This is a genomic window from Pseudomonas sp. FW305-70 (assembly GCF_058783925.1).
This window is the reverse complement of sequence record NZ_JBYSYZ010000009.1, coordinates 36,745-59,662: the sequence shown is the minus strand read 5'-3', so window position 1 is coordinate 59,662 and position 22,918 is coordinate 36,745. Positions and strand designations below refer to the sequence as shown.

Below are 22,918 nucleotides of genomic sequence, written 5' to 3'. Positions count from 1 at the left end.
CTGGCCCTTCAGCTCAAGGAGATACACATGAATCGTTCTGTGCTGTTAGGTTTGTTTATTACTGCTTCCATGATGGCTTCCACTTCGTTTGCTGCAGAAGAAGACCTTTGCGCTGTCAACCTGAAAACCATCGAAAACGCCAAGGCACAGATTCCTCCGGAAATGACTGAGCAGGTAGAAAACTCCGTCAAGCAGGCCAAAGCTGACCATGCAAAAGGCACCAAGGCAGGCATTGATGATTGCGTCGCCGAGACCAACGACATCATCAAGGCCGTCACCGACGCGAAAAAAGGCGGGAAGTAATCCGATACGAAGCAAACCAAAACCCGCCGACGGCGGGTTTTGTTGCATTCGGGGTCCGGGAATGTGTAACCGCCCGCATCGCAGGAAAAGCCCGACACGTTGTCTGAAAAAACCGAATTCTTGTGTTGAATCGTAGTCTTTGAGGTAGGCCCTATCCGTTCAAGGTGATACCCATGAAGCGCACCACACTCGCTGGTCTGTTCATTTCCGCTGCAATGCTGGCCTCTCCTGCATTGGCGGCGGACAACAACCTTTGCACGAGCAAGCTGCAAGAGCTCAAAGGCAAAGTGAATGCGCTGCCAGCGACCTCCGGAAACACCGCCATGGAGATCAAAAGACTGATGTCCAGCGCCGAAGCCTCCCAAGCCTCCGGAGACGACACAAAATGCGTCACCGAAGCCACCCAGGCATTGGCACTCGCTGACAAACAGCGCAACGAACCCAACCCATAATGTGTGATGGTCTACCTTCGGGTTGGCCTTCTGAGTCGCGTTGACGTACACTGTACAGGCTTGTTGCTCACTTGATTCACAGAGCACCAGGCTCGGGGCCGTTTAGGATTCGACGCCGGTTGCGAAACTTTAGGTGCATGCCGAGTTGGTAACAGAACTCGTAAATCCACTGTTGCAACTACTTATAGTTGCCAATGACGATAAATACGGCCAGGAATTCGCTATCGCTGCGTAAGCAGCCTTAGACCTGAGCTTCTGGTACCTTCGGGTCCAGCAATCACCAGGGGATGTCTGTAAACCCAAAGTGATTGTCATATAGAACAGAATCGCCGTGCAGTACGTTGTGGACGAAGCGGCTAAAACTTACACAACTCGCCCAAAGCACCCTGCCCGTCGGGTCGCTGAGGGTTAACTTAATAGACACGGCTACGCATGTAGTACCGACAGCGGAGTACTGGCGGACGGGGGTTCAAATCCCCCCGGCTCCACCAAATGATCAAAAAAAGACGTCCACGGACGTCTTTTTTTGTGCCTGAAGCCCAGTAAATACGCGGCCTCCAGCGCTTTTGCGGTCTTTTGAGCGTTTTTGAGTTCCAGCCGTTCGGGTATTCCAGACGGTATTCCAGTCCATCCGGTGCTAATCTTTGGAATACCGAATCAGTGCCTGAGGACAATCTCATGCCTGCTCAAAACCTCCGCCTCTCCGATCGACAGCTCAAGGGAGTCAAACCCGCGTCCAAGGATTACGTCCTCACGGACGGTGACGGTTTGCAGCTCCGCGTACGCAGCAACGGCTCGTTGCTGTGGAATTTCAACTACCGCGAACCGGTGACCAAGAAGCGCATCAACATCGGCTTCGGGACCTACCCCGAACTGTCACTGGCGAATGCACGGAAGATGGCAGTCGATGCGCGCGAGCTGCTCGCACAGGGCATCGATCCGAAGGTGCAGCGCAATACGCTGAATGAAGCCAAGCGCGCAGAAACGGAACATACCTTCGAGAACGTGGCCACTGCCTGGTTCGAGCTCAAAAAAGACTCGGTCACCCCGGCCTACGCCGAGGACATCTGGCGGTCGCTCACGCTGCACGTGTTGCCCGACTTGAGGACGACACCACTCGTAAAAATCACCGCGCCGATGGTGATCGCATTGCTTCGTCCAATCGAAGCGAAAGGTAGCCTGGAGACGGTCAAGCGTCTTAGCCAGCGGTTGAACGAGATCATGACCTACGGCGTCAACTCCGGCCTGATCTTCGCCAACCCTCTCAGCGGCATCAGAGCAGTATTCAAAAAGCCCAAAAAAGAGAACATGGCCGCGCTTCCGCCCGAAGAGCTCCCCGAGCTCATGTTGGAGATCGCGAACGCCAGCATCAAACGCACGACCCGCTGTCTGATCGAATGGCAGTTGCACACGATGACTCGTCCCGCCGAAGCGGCGACTACTCGCTGGGCAGACATCGACTTTGAAAGGCGTGTTTGGACTATCCCTCCGGAACGGATGAAGAAGCGCCGCCCACACAGCATCCCGTTGAGTGATCACGCTGTCGCACTGTTGGAGTCACTGAAGACTCACAGCGGCCATCGCGAATACGTCTTCCCTGCAGACAGGAATCCACGTACCCACGCCAATAGCCAAACGGCCAACATGGCGTTGAAACGCATGGGCTTCCAGGATCGCTTGGTCAGCCACGGCATGCGCTCGATGGCCAGCACCATCTTGAATGAGCATGGGTGGGACCCGGAGCTCATTGAGGTCGCACTGGCACATGTCGACAAGGATGAGGTGCGTAGCGCCTACAACCGAGCCGATTACATCGAGCGCCGGCGCCCGATGATGGCCTGGTGGAGTGAGTACATCCAGAAAGCCGCCACCGGCAGCCTGCTCGCCTCAGCGTACGGCCAAGTCAGAGACAAGAACGTGGTGCCGATCCGCTAGCGCTGTACAGGCGCAATAACGGCGGCGACAGCAACTGAGCGTTCAAGATTCAGGGAAGCAGCCTCGTTTATCCGCTTGTCAGCGCGGGTCCATCCAAACAGGGCTGCAAAGCCGCCCTGTTTGGATGGACCTCACTTTGAAGAGCTAAAAGCCACGACGTTGTCCGGGATTTACCACGGAATTCCAGCGATGGATAACCGATTTTCACGTCCCCAAGAGCGCTGAATTTCGGCCCTTGACCGGGTTTATCCACAGGCGTAGAACTGGCCGTGCAAGCGCTGTCGATGACAGCACCCCAGGTGACCCGAACCTTAAAGGTCACGCCGCTCCCGCGGTGGTTCTCCCCAAGGGCGATTCGCATCCGGCAGCTCGCCCGGTCACCTCCCCGGTGATGGATGCCTACTTCAGATCATGGCCCTCGTGCGCCAGACAACACCTCCTACTTCGCTGCCCTGCAGCAACCTATCCGCTTGGCCGAATCTTGCGCCAACCTGCGCCCGTCTCTTTCTACTGGAAAGAGACGGGCGCTTCTAACACTGCTGCAGTCCTCATCGCACTTGGCTTTGCGGCAACTCCCTTCGTGACAATCGGCGTGACAAACGCCGATGTCACCAGCAACAGCGCTGCAGATGATGGTGTCGCAGACCAGGGAATGGACTGCACCTGACTGACAGTCAGGCATGCCCCGGTCATCACACTGCTGCGTTCACCCGACTCAGGATCTTCAGGCGCTGGTCTCGTCAGCCAGTGCTGCCTCCACCCGCCCACCGGTAACGGTGCTCAGGAGGCCAGATCATGAGATGCCCTTGCTCCCGGACGTAAGGAGCCGCAAGTCCCGCGTAGTGGACATTCCCCACAGGTCGCAGGGGCCTTGATCCCTGATAACACTCAGCATTCTTGGCGGGATGACGTGGGGCGAGGATCGGAGATAGAAAGATGAGGTGACCGACATGGCATTGGTGGGTAGGCGTGATGGCCGTAATTTCGGCTACGGCCGGCAATTGAGTTACGCAGGACCGCAGGCGCTGAAAGACATGTTCGGCGGTGGTCATTACGGCACGGTCAAAGCGCACAGTGATCGGTGGTTAGCCTTCGTGAAGTGGTGCCGCTCCGAACAGGGACCCGGTATCAATGATGCGCGGCAGATTGATCGGAAGGTGTTGGCCGACTATGCGGCCTACCTGCGCAATGCTGTTGGACGCGGTGACCTGGCCGTCAGTACCGCACACAACCGGCTATCCAGCGTTAACAGGACCATGGCGGCGCTTCGCGGTGATCACTGCGTGAAATTGCCCAGTCCGAGTAAGGTGTTGGGCATGCAGCGCACCGGGGTTCGTCTTTCGGTGCCACAGGGCCAAGATCGTGAACAGGTTGAGCAGATCGTTAATGCGCTTTGCAGCCAACATCAGCTACGGGCCGCCGCGATTGCTTTGTTGGCGCGAGCCACCGGCATGCGCTTGCGTGAGGCCATCTTGGCTGACCTGCCAAGGCTGGATCGTGAGGCTTGCGATCTAGGCAGGATTAACATTCAGGATGGCACCAAAGGTGGCCGCGCGGGGGCTTCGGCGCCACGTTGGATTGTGGTGGACGACCATGTTCGAGGTGCACTTAGGCTTGCACGGCAGGTGTCGCCTGCGGGAAGCCGCAACCTGATTGCGCCACACGAAAGCTATCTGAGTATTTTGCAAAAGATCATCCGCCCTGCGCGGGACATTCTGCATGCACACAACCTCAAAGGCTTCCATGAGCTACGAGCGGCGTACGCATGTGAGCGCTATGAGCAAATCACCCAACACCGAGCGCCTACCAACGGCGGCCAATGTGGCAAGGTAGATAGGCACCTTGATCGTGAGGCCCGAAAACAGATCAGCTATGAGCTGGGGCACGCTCGGATCGACGTGGTCACGGCCTACATTGGTGGTTGGCGTGAGTAAGCAATTCGACATGGAGCTGTTTCTGGCTGGAGTCCTAACCGGCTCGCACGCAACCCGACAACGCCATGTGCGACAGGCAAAAATCATCCAGACTGCAATCGCTGAGCGGTGGCAGCGGGAGACGCCTTGGGGTTGGAAGCAGAAGCATCTGAATTGGTTTCTCAAGCGTCGCTTGGAAAAGCATGGTGCGGACACGCGATATTATTATCTGCTCACCATTAGATTGATCGTTCGACGCTTGGGGGCGTCATGGGTACTCGTCCTTTGAGTAGATGCAGTCCCCATCGAGACCGGCCGCAATCTAAGCTGCCCTTTACGAAGGGCAATAATCTTCCAAAAAAATCATCGAGGATCAGTGAGACCGGTGACGATTCACCTACGCGGAACACACGTTGCGCACCCGGCTCGCCACACAGATGCAGGGGCTACTGATCGATCTCACAGGCCTTCCTGGCCGCACATCAGAAGGCTCTCAGATCGTCGCCGAAAGCCAACAGTCTTCCAAATATCGATTGCAAGCGCTTATAACCGCCCGGTTTTCTTCCAGCTATGCCTGAGGTGATGCTGCTTAGAATCGCCAGCACCAACTTCTTCCGGGGAACAATGATCATCATTGAGGCGCATGAGTCTCAAATTCTGGCATCATGATTGTATATGGCCACAGCTATGACCAGTGCACTAGAACAGTCGTCCTCCATGCAGCTTCTGGCACTGACCCCACTGCTTTGCTATCAACGTACCCTCATTCAGAAGTCGGTCCGGCCCTGCTAGACGCATGGTTGCGGGATTTGGAAACCGCTGTTTCCTCGATTCAGCTATCTGTGCTAGAGGAGCTGAGCATTCCAATAGCGTCTGCGGAGCAATGGTCAAGTTGGTAAAATCCTTCGAGCAGGAGGCACAATTCAAAGGCCAAATTCAGCAACCGCGTGACGAGCAAGTCATCCTTGCTGCCGGCTTCTGGCGTTTGCGAACCCTCACCCAATAGCTCAGTACCATAGAGGATGAGGCGATACGGCAAGAGGTTGCGCCGTAATCACGCTACAAGCTGATGCGTTGATAATCAGGTAAAACTGCAAGTCCCGCCATGCCTCAGCGACCCAAAGCGCTGTACGGCGTCGAGAGCGTAAAGCTCGCGCCGGGGCAGCCAAGACATCACTTTACGGATAAGAACACGATGGCACAGAACGATACAGCCACAAACGGCAACGGCGGCAACGGCGGCAACCTCGGTTTCGAGGCAAATCTTTTCAAGGCCGCCGACAAGCTGCGCGGCAACATGGAACCAAGCGACTACAAGCACGTCGCTCTCGGGCTCATCTTCTTGAAGTACATCTCCGACGCCTTCGAGGCCAAGCACAAGGCACTGCTGGCCGAAGACGCACAAGCCGCCGAGGACAAGGACGAATACCTTGCGGACAACGTGTTCTGGGTGCCGAAGGAGGCACGCTGGTCGCACCTGCAGGCCAGTGCAAAGCTGCCCACCATCGGTACGTTGATCGACGACGCCATGCGTGCCATTGAGAAGGACAACGAGTCGCTCAAAGGTGTGCTGCCAAAGGACTACGCCCGACCCGCCCTCAACAAGGTGATGGTAGGTGAGCTGATCGACCTAATCTCCGGCATTGCGCTGGGCGCGGAAAGCGATCGCTCCAAGGACATCCTCGGGCGAGTGTATGAATACTTCCTCGGCCAGTTCGCCGGCGCCGAAGGCAAGCGCGGCGGCGAGTTCTACACCCCTCGCTCGGTTGTGCGTGTGCTGGTTGAAATGCTCGAACCGCTGCCTGATCCCGCGCGGGGCGTGGCGGGCCGGGTTTATGACCCTTGCTGCGGATCGGGCGGGATGTTCGTGCAGTCGGAAAAGTTCGTGCAGGAGCACGGCGGCCGCATCGGCGACATTGCAATCTACGGACAAGAGTCGAACTACACCACGTGGCGACTTGCCAAGATGAACCTGGCCGTGCGTGGTATCGATTCCGACATCCGCTGGAACAACGAGGGTAGCTTCCACAAGGACGAACTGCGTGACCTCAAGGCCGACTACATTCTCGCCAACCCGCCATTTAACATCTCTGACTGGGGCGGCGACCGCTTGCGTGAAGACGTGCGCTGGAAGTTTGGCGCACCGCCCGTGGGCAACGCGAACTACGCCTGGCTGCAGCACATCTACCACCACCTCGCGCCCAACGGCACGGCGGGCGTGGTGCTGGCCAATGGCTCGATGAGTTCGAACCAATCAGGCGAAGGAGAGATTCGCAGGGCGATGCTTGAGGCCGACGCGGTAGATTGCATGGTCGCTCTGCCCGGGCAGCTCTTTTACTCCACGCAGATCCCCGCCTGCCTGTGGTTCCTGGCCCGCAACAAGAACCCCGGCAAAGGCCTGAGCGACCGGCGCGGCCAAGTGCTTTTCATCGATGCTCGCAAGCTGGGCGTACTAGTGGATCGCACCCGGCGTGAACTCACCGACGAGGAAGTACAAAAGATCGCCGATACCTACCATGCCTGGCGCGGAGAGGAAGGTGCTAGTGAGTACGCCGACGTGGCTGGCTTCTGCAAATCGGCATCAATGGACGACATCCGAAAACACGGCCACGTGCTAACGCCGGGGCGCTTCGTCGGCGCGGCGAATGTGGAGGACGATGGCGAGCCCTTCGAGGAAAAGATGGCGCGGCTCTCGTTGCAATGGCGCGAGCAACTGACGCATGCGGCCAAGCTGGATGCCGCGATTGAGGCCAACCTAAAGGAGCTTGGGTATGGCGATTGAGTTGGCCGTTCTTCCGCTGGAAGATTGTCTTGACGCTCTGATTGACTATCGCGGCAAGACACCACGCAAAACGGATTTCGGCATTCCGTTAATTACTGCGAAAGTAGTCAAGTCGGGGCGCATCGAAACGCCGGATGAGTTCATCGCCGAAGAAGATTACGGAACGTGGATGACGCGTGGTTATCCTGAAGTTGGCGATGTCGTGTTGACCACCGAAGCCCCACTTGGCGAAGTTGCGCAAATAAAATTCCTGCCGGTCGCGTTGGCCCAACGCATCGTCACGCTGCGGGGCAAGCGAGATCTGCTTGATAGTGGCTACTTGCTTTACCTAATGCAATCCCAGGGAATGCAGGAGAAGCTGGCCGGTCGTAGCTCCGGGACAACGGTTATGGGCATCAAGCAAAGCGAACTTCGCAAAATAGAAGTGACGTTGCCGCCCATAGCGGAACAATGCGCCATCACCAACATCCTAGGCACGCTCGACGACAAGATTGAACTCAATCGCAAGCAGAACAAAACGCTCGAGGCAATGGCCCGCACCTTGTACAAAGCCTGGTTCGTAGACTTCGAGCCCGTGCGCGCCAAGTTGGAAGGTCGCTGGCAGCGCAGCCAATCTCTGCCCGGCCTGCCCATGCACCTCTACGACCTCTTCCCCGACCGCCTAATTGACTCGGAATTGGGAGAGATTCCGGAAGGGTGGGGAGTTGGTAGTTTTTCCGATACTGTGGAAATTATCGGTGGCGGCACGCCAAAAACATCCAATCCTAGCTACTGGGGTGGAGACATTCCTTGGTTCTCAGTGGTTGATACGCCAAAAACTGGCGAAGTCTTTGTGGTTGATACCGAGAAATCGATAACTCAAGAAGGTTTAGATGGCAGTTCGGCCAAACTAATCCCCAAAGGGACTACGATCATTTCCGCAAGAGGAACTGTCGGAAACCTGGCGATTGCTAGTCGAGACATGACGTTTAACCAGTCCTGTTATGGACTTCGAGGAGCCGATGGCACAGGCGATTACTTCGTTTATTTGCTTGCGATGCAGATGGTGAGCCAACTGAAATCCATGGCTCATGGTTCGGTTTTTTCGACCATCACCAGGCAAACCTTCGAAGCGACACAAAGGCCAGAGCCGCCGCCGGCAATCTTTCAGGAGTTCGAGAAATATGTCGCCCCATGGTTTGAAGTTATTCTTTCAAACGTAGAGAGCTCCCGCTCCCTAGCCCAACTTCGTGATACCCTGCTGCCCAAGCTCATCTCCGGAGAGCTACGCGTGCCGGATGCTGAGCGCATCAGTGGGTGCTTTACCACATGAAGCTTCAACTTGATTCTAATGACTATGATGCTTGTCCGTCATACAACGAATGGTTGGATGAGCAGTACTCAGAACAGTCGGGCGAAACACTCGACATTCTCGGTTATCAGCCTAGACCGAGCTTTGTTCTTTTTAGCATGAGCCCAGACACTTATGAAGCATCATTTTCCGATTTCACACAACAGCGCGAAGAAGAAATAAAAGAGTCCGTATATAATCAATTCCCGTCCCCCATTGCTTACTATTTCTACCGATTCGAAAATGGGTACGAGAGTGATTTGCAACGCCTGCACCTTCTTCGGGACACCTGGGAGTCAGTCATCGATATTCTGCATGCGTTAGCCGTGGCAGAATGCCGCCATCGAAATATTTCGATTGTAGATCCGCTGAAGTTTAAGGATTTTTTCACTGATAGCGTCGCAAAAAGGCTCGAGAATATCGAGGGAATTAGTGCACAGTTGAGTGACGCAGGAATTCTGTCCGCCGTCGCAACAATCTCACCTGCGGCAACACTTGCTGCGATGAAAGAGCTCAATCAGTCCCGAAATGCCTTCTCTCATAGCGCGGCACAGTCTGAGGCGCAGGCGCGGACTTGGATTAGCGAATGTTACATAGACGTAGTGGAAGTTCTCGCAAAACTGGATGGTCTAGAAAACATTCAGATTGCTCGGTATTTGAGCCAAGTTAACGGAACAACCCTGCGTTGCGAAACATTTCGAGGGCATAGTTCAACAAGAACAATTCAGAATATAAAAATTAGTCATCAGCAGATGTTGGACTCTGCCAAGTATTTTCAGCAAGGGCAGATGCTTGTGATTGCTGACGGACTTATTTTTGGTCTTCGTCCGATGATTTACTATCGCGAAGACGGTGTCGGCCATACAACTCGTCTTTGCATTTTTAGAAAGATACGAGGTCAGGCGCCCGATCGCCGGCTTGAATACGAAATTATTGGCGAGGCTACACGCCATGAAGAAGACCGAGATACTTTTACAACAGAGATAAATGAGCTGCGTGAACTTTTTGGATTAGGGGCGGAGTAGAAATGCTCAGGTTGAAATTAGCAGGAGGTCAATAGTGGCGTTTCTATCTGAGGCCGCGGTGGAGCAAGCGCTGCTGGATCAGCTGCGCACTCTCGGCTACATCATCGAACGCGAGGAGGATATCGGCCCAGATGGACACCGCCCCGAGCGCGAGAGTCACGATGAGGTCATACTCAAGAAGCGGGTTGAGGACACTGTTGCACGCTTGAACCCTAGTTTGCCACTGGAGGCGCGTCAGGTTGCCGTGCGGCGCGTGATGCAGTTCGAGCTGCCATCGCTGCTCGAAGAAAACCGTCGCATCCATAAGCTGATGACCGAAGGTGTGGACGTTGAGTACTACGCCGACGATGGCACGCTGACCGCAGGCAAGGTCGCGCTCATCGACTTCGAGCACCCAGAGCAGAACGACTGGTTGGCAGTCAGCCAGTTCGTAGTGATCAACGGCCAGAGCAAGCGGCGGCCCGATGTGGTGGTGTTCGTGAACGGTTTGCCTCTAGGGGTAATTGAGCTGAAGGCACCCGGAAGTGCCGGAGCGCATCTGCTGGGTGCCTTCAACCAGTTACAGACCTACAAGCAGCAGATTTCGACGCTGTTCAACACTAATGCACTGCTGGTAACGTCGGACGGTATCGCAGCGCGCGTGGGGTCGCTATCGGCAGACCTTGAGCGATTCATGCCCTGGCGCACCACCGACGGCACGAACGTTGCCCAGAAAGGCGCGCCGGAACTCTCCACTCTGATCGAGGGCATTTTCGAACGTCGTCGCCTGCTCGATCTGATCTGTCACTTCACGGTCTTCGGCGAAACCGGTTCGGGACTGGCCAAGATCATCGCGGGCTACCACCAGTTCCACGCAGTGCGACACGCGGTAAACTGCACGGTGAGTGCGTCCTCGCCGGGGGGGAATCAACGAATCGGCGTCATCTGGCACACCCAGGGGTCTGGCAAAAGTCTGCTGATGGCGTTCTACGCAGGACAACTTGTCAAGCACCCGGCTATGGCCAACCCGACGCTGGTGGTTCTGACCGACCGGAACGACCTCGACGATCAGCTTTTCTCGACCTTCTCGATGTGCCACGACCTAATCCGACAGACACCGGTACAGGCCAGTAGCCGCGAAGATTTGAAAAAAACGCTGAGCCGGGCCTCGGGCGGCGTGATTTTCACGACATTGCAGAAATTTGGCGAAATCGCGGAGCCGCTCACCACTCGCCGCAATGTAGTCGTCATCGCGGATGAGGCACACCGCAGTCAATACGGCTTCAATGCCAAGGTGGACGCGAAGACCGGTGAAATTTCCTACGGTTTTGCAAAATATATGCGCGACGCACTGCCGAACGCGTCCTTCATTGGCTTTACCGGCACGCCCATCGAGGCTGACGACGTCAACACGCCGGCGGTGTTCGGCCACTACATCGATGTCTACGACATCAGCCGTGCTGTCGAGGACGGCGCGACCGTACCGATCTACTACGAGTCGCGGCTGGCGCGCATCGAACTCGACGAGGAAGAAAAGCCAAAGATCGACACTGAGGTTATCGAATTAACCGAGGAAGACTCAGAGGCCGATCAGGAGCGCTTCAAGAAGAAGTGGTCAACGGTCGAAGCCCTGGTCGGCAGCGACAAGCGTCTGGCTCTGGTGGCCCAAGATATGGTCGCCCACTTTGAGGATCGGGTGGCAGCCCTCGACGGCAAAGCGATGGTGGTGTGTATGAGCCGCCGCATTTGCGTCAAGCTCTACGATGAGATCGTCAAGCTGCGGCCGGACTGGCACAGCACTGATGACAACGCGGGCGCAGTCAAGATCGTGATGACGGGCGCAGCGAGCGATCCGCAAGAATGGCAGCAGCACATCGGCCAAAAGGCCCGACGCGATCTGCTGGCCAAGCGTGCCCGCGATCCCAAAGACCCGCTCAAGCTGGTGATCGTTCGCGATATGTGGCTAACCGGGTTTGATGCACCTTGCATGCATACGATGTACGTGGACAAGCCGATGCAGGGGCACGGACTGATGCAGGCGATTGCACGAGTGAATCGCGTGTTCCGTGATAAGCCTGCAGGGCTGATCGTGGACTACATTGGCATTGCGCAAAACCTGAAGTCTGCTCTACAGCAGTACTCTAAGAACGACCAGGAAAACACTGGCGTCGACGAAGCACAGGCCACTGCAGTGATGATGGAGAAGTACGAAATCGTGCGGGACATGTACCACGGCTACGATTACGTCTCCGCAATGAACGGCACGCCGCAGCAGCGTCTGGCGATGATGGCAGGGGCCATCGAGTGGATTCTCGACCTGCAACAAAAGCTGGCTGAAAAAGAGGAAACTAAAGAAGGCAAGAAGAACGCTCACCGCCGCTATCAGGACGCTGTGCTGGCTTTGTCCAAGGCATTCGCCCTGGCATCCGCCTCCGACCAAGCCCGCGACATTCGCGAGGACGTCGGCTTCTTTCAGGCCATCCGTGCCGCGCTAGTCAAGAGCAGCACGGGCTCCGGAGTGACTCAACAAGAACGCGAATTGGCCATCCAGCAAATCGTCAGCCGCGCGGTGGTTTCAACCGAGATAGTGGACATCTTGGCCGCCGCGGGCATCAAGAGCCCGGACATCTCCATCCTCTCGGACGAGTTCCTCGCGGAAGTGCAGCAGATGGAGAGGAAGAACCTTGCACTGGAAGCCTTGCGCAAGTTGATCAACGACGGTATTCGCTCGCGCAGCAAGACGAATGTGGTGCAGACCAAGGCGTTTTCGGAGCGGTTAGAGGACGCGGTGGCCCGCTACCACGCCAATGCCATCACCACCGCCGAAGTGCTGCAGGAGCTAATCGAACTAGCCAAGGACATCCGCGCGGCACGCCAGCGTGGTGAAGAGTCCGGTCTGTCAGATGAAGAGATCGCCTTCTACGACGCGCTGGCCGAGAATGAAAGCGCGGTGCAGATGATGGGTGACGACAAGCTCAAGCTGATCGCCCACGAATTGCTGATGAGCTTACGCGAGAACGTCTCGGTTGACTGGGCGCATCGGGATTCAGCCCGCGCAAGAATGCGAGTGTTGGTAAAGCGCATTCTGCGCAAGTACGGCTACCCGCCAGACCTCCAAGACATGGCAGTGCAAACGGTGCTGCAGCAGGCCGAGGCGTTGTCTTCGGGATGGAGCGTTTCGAGGTAACGGATGCACTAATGGCTGAGTAAAGGAGCCATCTAAAAGCAAAACCCGGCAGACCTTTTGGTAGGCCGGGGTTCTTCGGAAGCTGGACGAATAGGGAATATAACTTTGAGCTCAAAAGGCACCGTCCATCGGAATCCAGGCCACGCAGCGCTCCAACTGGTATTCCAAGCAAGTTGACCAATAAATTATTAGCTAGAAAAAACAGATAGATACCGACTTGTTTCAAATTACCCCGGCCCACCACTTCAACGAAAAAAGACGTCCAAGGACGTCTTTTTTTGTGCCTGAAATCCAGTGAAGACAAGCGTTTTAGTGCTATTGGGCCGCACAGAGTTTTTTTGCGGTCCAGCCGTTTGAGTATTCCAAACGGTGTTCCAGCCATCCGATGCTTTATTGGGGGGCCTTCACTAGTTTGGAGTTCACTTCATTTTCGACTCGGACGCGGCCCCTTGGAGCTGGCTTGCCAGCGATGGTCGTTAACGATAACGCGTGTGAACTGGACAAACGCGGCGCACTTGAGTCCATCGCCAGCAATCGAGCGTCGACCGGCTGCTCCTACAATTTCCCGGCAATGTGTGAAGAGCCTTTTTTCTCGGTCCCGGTTGATAAACAGCAACACCGGCTGCCCTGCATCAATCCGACTCGGCGGCCTGACGATCCAGATTCACCAGCACTTCGGGTTCAAGAGTAGTCAGCACCAGGCGTGAGGCGAAGTCTGCGCACATATGAACCGTGTTGGTCGCGATGCGCTTGTACAAAGCCTGCCCCTCGGCCTCACCACTGTTGGGATTGATGTCGAAGTGCGGGAAATTGCTGCTGGCAATGTCCAGGCGCACGCGGTGCCCGCGTTTGAACAGGTTGCAGGTGGCAAACGGCTCGATCACGACTTTTACCCGTTGCCCCGGAGTCAGTAGCCGCGGCTTCTCCCACGAGTCGCGGTAACGGCATCGCACGATTCCGTCGGTGATATTCATCGCATAACCATCCGGATAAACGTCCACCAGTTTGGCGGTGAAGTCGGTATCGAGGCCGTCGCTTTCCACCCACAGTTCAATGCTTAGCGGGCCAGCGACAATCATGTCTTCGGTCAATGGCAGGGTCTGGAAACTCAGCACATCGGCACGTTCGGACAATGGCTGGTCATTACCCTGGGTACCGAAAAAATCCGCTCGCTCACGTTGATCGAACGCACCACCGACGAATACCGGAGCACCTGAGGTCAGTGCACCGCCGATGGTTGGCACCGGATGATCGGGATCGGCGTGATAGCTCAGGCTCGACTCGCGCACTGAAGGCTGATCCGTGGTCAATTGGCGCTGATCGTTCAGGTACAGGCTCAGGGAACGGCTGCCCGGAAGCGGCCACTGCGAGCTTTTCAACCAGCGTCCGCCATGTTGCAGTCGGCCGTGCTGATCTTTCGAACCATCGCCCCCGCCCATCAGAAATACCTGGACCGGCGCCGTGGCCGCAGCCTCGCCGGTCTGATCCTTGAGCGAGCGTGCAAACCAGTCCAGTCGACAATCCAGCCAGGTGCGCGCGACGTTGCCATCGAAGTTGGCCGCCACACCGAACTCGACATCGCCGCTATGACTGATGTTGCGATCGCCGTGCAGCCACGGTCCCATGATCAAGTGCTGGGCGCTGCGGTTATTGCGGCTGAAGGCACGGTAGTTGGCCAGCGTCGAGCTGACATAAGCGTCGTACCAACTGGACATGAACAGCACCGGAATATCCGGCAGGTTGTCGTAGTGTCCTTCGGCATAGATGCCGGGCTTGCGCCAGTAATCGCTGAAAGTACCCTGCGCCCATTGTTCCAGTAGATAGGCTTCGTACTCCGGCACATGGCGAATCGGCGAGTGTCCGGCCTGCCACGGCATGCGGGCGAACCACTGGTGAATGTCTTCTTGCTCGAGGGCTTCGCGGATCTTCGGGTTGGCGATCGCAGCGGGACTTTCCTTGGCCTGCCGCCAGGCCCATGTCGCCTGTTTCAATTCGAATGCGCCCCCTTGGCGAATGCCGCACTGGAACGCGTTCGCAAAGCCGCCGGAGTCGAGTACCATGCTTTGCAGTCCCGGTGGATGCAGGCAGGCCATCGCCAATTGCGTATGGGCCGCGTAGGACAAACCCATGCTGCCGATTCGCCCGTTGCACCAGGGTTGCTCGACGATCCAGGCGAGGGTGTCAAAACCGTCTTCGCCTTCCGAGGTGTATTTGGTGAATACGCCTTCGGAGGCGTAGCGCCCGCGACAATCCTGAAAGATCGCCACGAAACCTTGAGCGGTAAAACGCTCGGCCATGGCCCTGCGGGAGATGTGCTGGGCGTCGAGTTGTTTTTCCGAGCGCGAGGGGCTGCTCTTGTTGTAGGGCGTGCGCTCTATCACCACCGGCCACGGGCCTGCGCTATCGGTTGGCAGGTAAATATCGGTCGCGAGGTGGATGCCGTCACGCAGACGGATCATCTGGTCACGCAGCAAGCGCATGGCGGGCAATGCCTGTTCGTTCAGCGAAGTCATATCAGAACCTTGTGGAAACCGGCGCCCGTCCCCTTGCGGGTGGACGCCTTGGAACTCAGTAACCGGTGGTCACTGCGACCGCCAGCAACACCATCGCCAGCACGGTATAGATCAGGAACAACGGCAAGATGTAGCGCGCCCACTGACCCCAGCCGACTTGTGCGGTGGCGAGCAGCACCAGCAGACCGCTGGAGGTCGGGGTGATCATGTTGGTCAGGCCATTGCCGAGCAAAAACGCATACACCGTGGTTTGCGGGCTGACTCCGGAGAGTTGGCCGAGCGGGCCGAAGATCGGCATGGTCACGGCCGCCTGACCGGAGGTGGACGGGATCAGCACATCCAGGCCCAGTTGCGAGAAGAACATCGCGTAGGCCGAAACCACTGGGCCATGATCGCTGACCACGCTGGCCAGGCCGTTGACGATGGTGTCGAGCACCTGACCGGTGCTGAGGATGATTTCCACCGCAGTCGCCAGACCGATCAACACACCGGCGATCAGGACTTTTTTCATGCCGTCGACAAAAGCACTGGCGGCGGTGCTGGCGCCCATGCCGTGGATGGCTGCAAAGATCACGCTCAGCAGCAGATAGAACGCCGACAGTTCGTGGTACTTCCAGCCCCAGCGGTTTGACGCAAACACCATAAAGCCCACGCCGAAGGCCAGCACCAGCAGGTTGAGCAGATGGCGCAACGGCAGCGGTTGGCTTTCGAAGGTAATGACCGCGCTGGCGTCATAGCCGTGGCGACGAATGCTCCACAGCACGAAGACAATGCCAACGGCGAGGAACAATGCAAAAGCGGCAATGCGCATGCTCATGCCGCTGAAAATCGGCAGCCCGACCATCGGTTGCGCCACGGACAGTGCGACCGGATTGGTGATCGATGCCAGATAACCGATCTTCACTGAAATACAGACGATGGCCAGACCGATCAGGTTCGACAGCCCCAGTCGATTGGCCATCGCGACCATCAGCGGCACGATCAGGATGAATTCCTTGGCCAACCCCATGAAGGTGCTGCCGGCGGAGAACACCAGCATCAGCATCGGCACCAGCACGTAGATGTTGCCGCGCGTCATGCCGAGCAAGCGTTCTAGCCCGGCGTCGATCACCCCGGCCTTGTTCAGCACGCCGAACATGCCGCCGATGAACAGCACCATGAAAATCAGTCCGGCGCGTTTTTCGATGCCCTGCGGGATCGCCATGAACCCTTCGATCAGCGACACCGGGCGGGCCTCCGCATCCTTGGCTGCGCGTGGTTCGACAGCCAACAGATGAGTGAGGGAATGACTCTTTTCCAGGACTTGATAAGAGCCCGGTACCACCAGCCCGTTCTGGCGCTGGAAGCTGCCGGAGTTGACCGCATACGTGAACCCGACCGCGAGCAACACGATGCTCAGCAGGATGATGGCCGGGTTGATGGTTTTGCGTACAGTCGGCTTGACGGGTTGCGTCTGACTTTCGGCAGCGCCCGGTTGTGCGAGGTCGATCTGGGACATGGCGGTGAACCCTTTGGTGTTTTTATTCTGAGTGTCAATGTTTCGATGGGGCAGACACTAGGGCAAACGCCAAGGGGCTACAACGTTATGCGTGGAGCGGGTCGGGCTATGCGTTTTGTGATGCGTGGACGGTCTTCATCGACTCGTTCAGACGCTGTTTGAGATGGGCGGCAAAGGCACTCACCATCGGTGGGCGCTGCTCGTCCCGACGGAATGCCAGACCGAATTCGTAGCGCAGTGCCGGGCGAAAAGGTCGGGTGACAACCGGCAAATGAGTGAAGTGACTGGCCAGCAATCCATTGACGATCGACACCCCCAGGCCCTCGGCGACAAAGCTGCAGGCGGCGCCGACCGAATGCACTTCGATGCGCACTTGCGGTGTCAGGTTGACGGCGCGAAACACCTGATTGAGCTCGGCGCGCAAGGCCCGTTGCCGGCCCAGCAATACCAGCGGCACATTGCGCAGATGCTGCACGTCGATCACTGCATGGCGGGTCAACGGATGATCCGCGGGCATGACGCAGACACCTTCGGTTTCCAGTACCGGTTCAATGTCGAAGTCGGACAGTTCCGTAGGCAAACGCACGAAGCCGAGATCGGCAGACCGGTCGAGCACGGCGCGCTCGATGGTGTCGTACGAGCCGGTGAGCAACTCGACGACGATGTCCTCGTGACTCTTGAGAAATTCGGCAACGATTTTCGGCAGCAGCTCCTGGGTCATGCTGGTCGGCACGCCCACCTTGAGCAGGCTCTTGTGCGAGCGACCGATGCGCAGCTCATCGGCCATGCGTTGAATGCGCTGCATTCCATCCACCAGCCCCGTGACCTCGGCGAGCAGCTCTTCGGCTTCCGGCGTGGCCATCAAACGGCCCTTTTTACGCAGGAACAAGGCGAAGCCCAATGCTTCTTCCAACTGTGTCAGCAAGCGGCTTACGGCCGATTGGGATAGCCCCATGCGAGTGGCGGCGCCGATGGTCGAACCGGTGGCCATGATGGCTTTGAAAGCCTCGAGTTGCTTGAGATTCACGATGCCGATTCCCCTGGTTTTGCAACGGTGCCCGCCCGCGAAAAACCAGCTTTCGCATAGCCTGATGCGCTTCTCGCATAACGTTGTGGACGCGCTGTCGAGCCGTTAGTGTCCGCCGCAATGCACCGCTGAGTCCAGCTTCGCAGACCAACAACATCGAGACCCATCCCGATTCCGGGACCTTTGCGACTGCCCATAAAACCGATAATGCGGGGCTGAGGAAAACACCATGCGTGGACTGTTCACGAGAGGCGGCATTGTGTCCGCAGGATTGCTGGCGGGTCTGTCGCCAGCGCTGATGGCCCAAGGATTTTTCGAAGATTCCCAAGGCAAACTGACCTTGCGCAATTACTACTTCAACGATGGCTATCGCGACGGTGGCGAGGACCGCAAAGAGTGGGCGCAGGGTTTCTTGCTCAACCTGCAATCGGGCTACACCGAGGGTACGGTGGGGTTCGGTCTGGATGCGCTGGGCCTGGCCGGCCTGAAGCTCGATTCCAGCCCGACGCATGCGGGCACCGGTTTGCTGCCGGTGCACGACGATGGCCATGCAGCGGATGGTTTTTCCAGCCTGGGTATCACTGCAAAAATGCGTATCGGCGAGGCCGTGATCAAGACCGGTAACCTGATGCCGAGGATTCCGGTGCTGGTCTACAACGATGGGCGCCTGTTGCCGCAAACCTTTCGCGGTACGCAAATCGAGTACAGCGGCATCCGCGATCTGTACTTGCACAGCGGTCATCTGGACAAGTTCAAGCAGCGCAACTCCACCGACAGCGTCGATATCTATCCACAGGGCTACACCGGCAGCAAAGGCACTGACTTTGATTTTGCCGGTGCCACCTACAAGTTCACGCCAACCCTCAGCGGCACCTGGTATTACGGGGAGATGCGCGAGTTCTACCGGCAGCAGTTTTTCGGTCTGGTGCACAAACTACCGATGGGCAGTGGCAGCCTGACCAGCGATTTGCGCTACTTCATCAGTGGCGATGCCGGTGAGGCACGCAATGGTGCGGTGGATGCCGATATGTTCAGCGGTCTTTTCACCTATCGCCTCGGCGGCCATGCACTTGGTCTGGGTTATCAGAAGGTCAGCGGCGATACGGCATTGCCCTACACCAGCGTGTCGACGGTCTATTCGTTCTCCAATGCCGGCGTCGGAAAGTTCATCCAGGCCGGTGAGCAGACCTGGATGCTGCGCTACGACTATGACTTTGCTGCGTTTGTGCCTGGCCTGAGCCTGATGACCCGTTACTACAAGGGCGAGAACGGGGAGTACAAAGGACACGAAACCCGAGAGTGGGAATCCGACACCAATCTGCGGTATGTCATACAGAGCAGCGCGTTCCAAGGCATAGGCATCGAAGTGCGAAAAGCCACTTATCGTTCTACCTACGCCAGCGATCGAGATAACTATCGCCTGTACCTGACTTATGACATCGCATTGTGGTAACCCATTGACCCGGCCCACCAATCAAAGCTGACAAGGCCCGCCCAGTGCGGGCCTTATTGCATCTGGGGTTTGATAATTCATGCCTGACACCGCACCCTGTGGGAGCGGGCTTGCCCGCGAAGAGGCCAGCGAAACCGCCCCGATGTTTTCCAACCGCAGGTCCCCGCGTCACCACCCTCTCTCCCGGAGAAGCCCATGCGCCAAGCCCTCCTGATCATCGACGTACAACCCAGCTTCGCCCCGCCGCAGTGGCTGGTCGACGGTATCCAGGCACTCATCGGCACCCTGCCCAGTGTCGCCACGGTCGAGCGTCACGACGAGTCCATAACCCCCTTCGAAAAACAGCTAGGCTGGCACCCCGCGCCGGACGATGACAGCCTGATTCCCGCCGACCGCATTTTCATCAAGCACGGCTACGCCCCCACGCCGCAAACCATCGACTACCTGAAAAGCCTGAACGTCGAGCGCGTGCTGGTGTGCGGCCTGCAGACCGAAACCTGCTGCCTGGCGGCGGGGTTTGCGCTGTTTGATGCGGGCTTGCAGCCGACCTTGATTACGGATTTGACGGTGGGGTCGTCGCTGGACCGGACGGGCGGGTTGGGGGTCAGGCTTTGGGAGCATCATTTCAAGCACACGGTGAAATCGAGCGACCTGTGACTTCACCGCGTCCTAGGACATTTCCCGCAAAACGCATCGCCTTTCATGAACTGGCGGACGCTGCTTCTCGACGATAGCCTTCTTGGGTCGCTGCACATCAGCGACCGGCTTTGACAGGCTGAAAAACGGGGCAGCTCCTATAAACAAACCAGGATCTCCATCATGAAAAGACACAGCCCCACCCTGCAAGACTCTTCACCTGATACAACAACCGAAACACCCGACGTATCCAACCTCTCCAACACCACCGAACCCGCCATCAGCGCCCGCCTGCGCAACCCCAATCACCTCGACCCCGTCAGCCACGTCTTCACCATCCGCCCCGACATCGACACACCGTCCCTGCTCACCCACGCCAGCGAAACCCTCGCCTCGCTCAACGTCATGAGCACCGACCTTGCCTGTGATCTTGAGAGTTCGCGTCGCAACATCGCCCTGGCAATCCAGCAACTGGCTGTGCTGGCGCAATTGCTGGTGAACCGGGCACTGGACAACATCGCGCCACTCGACGAAGCAGAGGCTTGAGATGGATCGATACATGCCGATGCCAGACAGGTCAGTCGCCAGGAAAACACTTCGGATGAACCCATAAAGCCCTTCTGCACTTCATTCGCAAACGCCCTACATCACCCGTCGAATAGGCCCCCATGACCACCCTCACCGACCGTTTGAAGCAAGGCAAGGATGCGCGCAAGAAGTGCTCGCGCAGTTCGCAAGCAGCCTTGGGCAATGTCGATCGCGACCCGATACCGCTGATCAAGGCGTCGAGTGAGGGGCGCGTCAAATCGCTGGTGGAGCTGCGTTACGGGCGCATGCTGGTGTCGCCGTTCACCTTCAATCGCGGCAATTGCGCGATATGAAAATCTCCGCCGAACTCGAGACCTTCGATGGCGATGCCTTCGCGGCCTATGGCCGGCTTTGCGGCCGAGCCCTGGCTCGCGCCCATGCCAAGTCTTCCGGGCACGCGGCGGTGATCAGCGGCTACATCGGCAAGAGCGAGGCATTGGCCGATGCGCTTTACAAATACGCCCAGGGCTATACCGAGCAGAACGAACGCGATTTCGAGCGATTCCAGCAAGCCTGCCGCAAGGGCCGTTTACGTGCGCGGTCGGAAGCCGACTTTGCCGCCGATCATTTGCCGTAGCGGTGTCGCAGGCTCTGGTGCGGGGCTTTGTTCGAGATGAATTTTTCTTCACCCCACCCTCTCGCGCCAGCCTGTACATTTCACTCGCTCATTCAAGAAACTACGGTTTGCCCGCCCTCCCGCGGGCTTTTTTTTGCCTGCGAATTCGCTTCGCAGAGCACCGGTAGTTCCAGCCGCGCTCGCCCGTAAAACGCCAGCGCCGTCAGCAAACACGCCAGCCACACGAAGATCCCGGCCCAGAAGGTGTGGGACATGTAGTGCCAGCCTTGCAGCACCCGCGTTGTGCCGTAGATGAAACCGAGGGTCAGCGAGCCGTACATGATCGCCTTGGCATAGCGCCAGCGATAGCGGCGAGCCACGAAGTACAACGCCAGCATGGTGAAACCGCCCGAGGCATGTCCACCCGGCCAGCAGCGGCCGTCACCGGCAACTTTCAGCAGGTCGAAATTTTCATACCACTCAACGTGCTGCATTTTGCCGCCGTACAGTGTCGTCTCGATCGGGCAATACACGCTGGTGTGGCCCTTGAGGTAGTGAATGACCCCGGTGCTGATGGAAAACGCGAACACCACGTAGAGAAAGTCGCGTCGATGGCGGTTGGCAAAGCGCAGCACCGGTGCGACTTTGATTTTTTCCAGGAAGGTGATGATTTTCGAGTGTTTTTCAGCCTTCAGGCGCGGCCAGAGAAACGACAGCAAGGCACCGATAATCGCAATTTCGCCGGTCCAGTTCGGGATGATCCGCGCCCATTTATGGGTGATTTTTTCGAACAGGTGAACCTGGTCCAGCGGGTACGTCTGCGTCACCGGGTCAAAAAAATAGTTGTTGAAGGCGATGTCGATGCGGGTCATGTCGAACGTCAGGAACACCACGACCGCGCAGGCTAGCGGAATACCAAAGTTCACCCAATAAAAGCGGTAGCGGGAGGCGGTCTGCATGCTCAATCCTGATTCAAAGGGAGGCTGAAGTTCAACGGGGTGTCACCGTGGGCCAATCCGATGCTTCGATAAAACCAAGCATGCGCGGACTGTTCGGGGTTTCGGCGGAGATAAACAGAGACGCCCCGTAACCCAGGGTTGAAGTCGTCAAATCGAGGTCTTTTTCCAGTTGCGCCATGCATTCGCTGTGGGTCACCAGAATCAGGTTACGCCCGGCCACCTTGTGCGCCAACGCGTCGCGCAGCATGGTGCCCTTGCAACTGATCAACCAGTCTTCGCCCGCGCCGACCTTGTTGAACATGAAGCCAGCGGTCTGCGCCGTACGCAGGATCGGGCTGTGGTAGATGTCGGTCTTGTCCAGGCCCAGGTTGCGGAAATGCGCCCCGACTTTTGTGGCAACACTGCGCGAACGCTCGGTAATGCCATCGTTGCCGATCAGGCAGGCAGCCGAAGAGTGATCGCAGCGTTCGACGTGGCGCACCAGCACGATCAGATCGCCCTTGGCCCACCCCTTCATCAACGCCTGTGCACCGCGCACATTGCCATGAGCCAGGTCCGGAACGGTGGCCGGTCGCAGTAAAAACACCGTCAACGGGATCACCAGCAGCGCCGAGGCCAACACCACCGCAGCGTTGCGATAACGGGCGAAGCGCTTCAGATCTATCGAGCGTTTTACGCCGAAAAGACTCAGTCTTAATTCCACATCAAGCCGCCTCGCCGGCACGCACCACCTCATTAGATCCCCGGAGGTTAAAGAAGCGTGCGTCGGCGGCGGGTGAAAC

18 protein-coding genes, 1 other RNA gene and 1 pseudogene are annotated in these 22,918 nt (G+C 57.4%); 15 read left to right on the top strand and 5 right to left on the bottom strand.

The features are described 5' to 3' along the window. Positions 1-27 precede the first annotated feature (27 nt). The 10 genes from AC3WN7_RS09465 (at position 28) to AC3WN7_RS09420 (ending at position 12,906) form a co-directional block, all read left to right on the top strand. Positions 28-303, top strand: coding sequence for a PA2433 domain-containing protein (locus tag AC3WN7_RS09465; protein ID WP_095965959.1), 276 nt, complete (start codon positions 28-30; stop codon positions 301-303). A gap of 173 nt (positions 304-476) precedes the next feature. After that, the gene (locus AC3WN7_RS09460) at positions 477-755 is read left to right on the top strand and encodes a PA2433 domain-containing protein (RefSeq protein WP_102674130.1); all 279 of its coding nucleotides are present in this window, start codon (positions 477-479) and stop codon (positions 753-755) included. Positions 756-849: 94 nt separating this feature from the next. Beyond that, positions 850-1,246: a transfer-messenger RNA gene (ssrA, locus tag AC3WN7_RS09455) on the top strand. 187 nt (positions 1,247-1,433) lie between these two features. After that, positions 1,434-2,690: an integrase domain-containing protein gene (locus AC3WN7_RS09450; RefSeq protein ID WP_102674131.1), complete on the top strand. Its 1,257-nt coding sequence runs from the start codon at positions 1,434-1,436 to the stop codon at positions 2,688-2,690. Between the two features lie 950 nt (positions 2,691-3,640). Then, positions 3,641-4,624 carry an integrase domain-containing protein gene (locus AC3WN7_RS09445; RefSeq protein ID WP_102674132.1) on the top strand — a complete coding sequence of 328 codons (984 nt, stop codon included), beginning with the start codon at positions 3,641-3,643 and terminating at the stop codon, positions 4,622-4,624. Next, complete coding sequence (locus AC3WN7_RS09440) at positions 4,617-4,892, top strand: hypothetical protein (protein WP_102674133.1); 276 nt, start codon at positions 4,617-4,619, stop codon at positions 4,890-4,892. Before AC3WN7_RS09445 ends, AC3WN7_RS09440 begins: the two co-directional genes overlap by 8 nt. 906 nt (positions 4,893-5,798) lie before the next feature. Beyond that, positions 5,799-7,385: a class I SAM-dependent DNA methyltransferase gene (locus AC3WN7_RS09435; protein WP_102674134.1), complete on the top strand. Its 1,587-nt coding sequence runs from the start codon at positions 5,799-5,801 to the stop codon at positions 7,383-7,385. Further along, on the top strand, positions 7,375-8,697 hold the full coding sequence (locus tag AC3WN7_RS09430) for a restriction endonuclease subunit S (RefSeq protein ID WP_173862075.1): 1,323 nt from the start codon (positions 7,375-7,377) through the stop codon (positions 8,695-8,697). The genes AC3WN7_RS09435 and AC3WN7_RS09430 overlap by 11 nt, the downstream gene beginning before the upstream one ends. Continuing rightward, complete coding sequence (locus tag AC3WN7_RS09425) at positions 8,694-9,740, top strand: hypothetical protein (protein WP_102674135.1); 1,047 nt, start codon at positions 8,694-8,696, stop codon at positions 9,738-9,740. The genes AC3WN7_RS09430 and AC3WN7_RS09425 overlap by 4 nt, the downstream gene beginning before the upstream one ends. Before the next feature lie 34 nt (positions 9,741-9,774). Further along, positions 9,775-12,906: a type I restriction endonuclease subunit R gene (locus AC3WN7_RS09420; protein ID WP_102674136.1), complete on the top strand. Its 3,132-nt coding sequence runs from the start codon at positions 9,775-9,777 to the stop codon at positions 12,904-12,906. 632 nt (positions 12,907-13,538) lie between these two features. Here the strand turns inward: AC3WN7_RS09420 and AC3WN7_RS09415 are convergent. The 3 genes from AC3WN7_RS09415 to AC3WN7_RS09405 all read right to left on the bottom strand — a co-directional run bounded on the left by AC3WN7_RS09415 (position 13,539) and on the right by AC3WN7_RS09405 (position 17,944). Continuing rightward, positions 13,539-15,386 (bottom strand): CocE/NonD family hydrolase, encoded by a 1,848-nt coding sequence (locus AC3WN7_RS09415; RefSeq protein WP_102674168.1) that lies wholly within the window; start codon positions 15,384-15,386, stop codon positions 13,539-13,541. Positions 15,387-15,474: 88 nt separating this feature from the next. Beyond that, complete coding sequence (locus AC3WN7_RS09410; protein ID WP_102674138.1) at positions 15,475-16,917, bottom strand: YfcC family protein; 1,443 nt, start codon at positions 16,915-16,917, stop codon at positions 15,475-15,477. Positions 16,918-17,023: 106 nt separating this feature from the next. Continuing rightward, complete coding sequence (locus AC3WN7_RS09405; RefSeq protein ID WP_102674139.1) at positions 17,024-17,944, bottom strand: LysR family transcriptional regulator; 921 nt, start codon at positions 17,942-17,944, stop codon at positions 17,024-17,026. 229 nt (positions 17,945-18,173) lie between these two features. On the opposite strand from AC3WN7_RS09405, the gene AC3WN7_RS09400 reads away from it, so the two are divergent. From AC3WN7_RS09400 to AC3WN7_RS09380, 5 genes and pseudogenes are all read left to right on the top strand, one after another. Then, positions 18,174-19,397 (top strand): OprD family porin, encoded by a 1,224-nt coding sequence (locus AC3WN7_RS09400; RefSeq protein ID WP_102674140.1) that lies wholly within the window; start codon positions 18,174-18,176, stop codon positions 19,395-19,397. Positions 19,398-19,592: 195 nt separating this feature from the next. Continuing rightward, complete coding sequence (locus tag AC3WN7_RS09395; protein WP_102674141.1) at positions 19,593-20,054, top strand: cysteine hydrolase family protein; 462 nt, start codon at positions 19,593-19,595, stop codon at positions 20,052-20,054. Between the two features lie 162 nt (positions 20,055-20,216). After that, positions 20,217-20,579: a DUF6124 family protein gene (locus AC3WN7_RS09390; RefSeq protein ID WP_102674142.1), complete on the top strand. Its 363-nt coding sequence runs from the start codon at positions 20,217-20,219 to the stop codon at positions 20,577-20,579. Between the two features lie 122 nt (positions 20,580-20,701). Beyond that, complete coding sequence (locus AC3WN7_RS09385) at positions 20,702-20,914, top strand: DUF2252 family protein (RefSeq protein ID WP_102674143.1); 213 nt, start codon at positions 20,702-20,704, stop codon at positions 20,912-20,914. Then, positions 20,884-21,198, top strand: a pseudogene (locus AC3WN7_RS09380) (DUF2252 family protein); the annotation flags it as partial. The gene AC3WN7_RS09385 and the pseudogene AC3WN7_RS09380, both read left to right, overlap by 31 nt. Before the next feature lie 92 nt (positions 21,199-21,290). On the opposite strand, the gene AC3WN7_RS09375 reads toward AC3WN7_RS09380, so the two are convergent. Further along, positions 21,291-22,136 carry a phosphatase PAP2 family protein gene (locus AC3WN7_RS09375; RefSeq protein WP_102674144.1) on the bottom strand — a complete coding sequence of 282 codons (846 nt, stop codon included), beginning with the start codon at positions 22,134-22,136 and terminating at the stop codon, positions 21,291-21,293. Positions 22,137-22,167: 31 nt separating this feature from the next. Then, complete coding sequence (pmrG, locus tag AC3WN7_RS09370) at positions 22,168-22,839, bottom strand: lipopolysaccharide core heptose(II)-phosphate phosphatase PmrG (protein WP_102674145.1); 672 nt, start codon at positions 22,837-22,839, stop codon at positions 22,168-22,170. Positions 22,840-22,918: the final 79 nt, after the last annotated feature.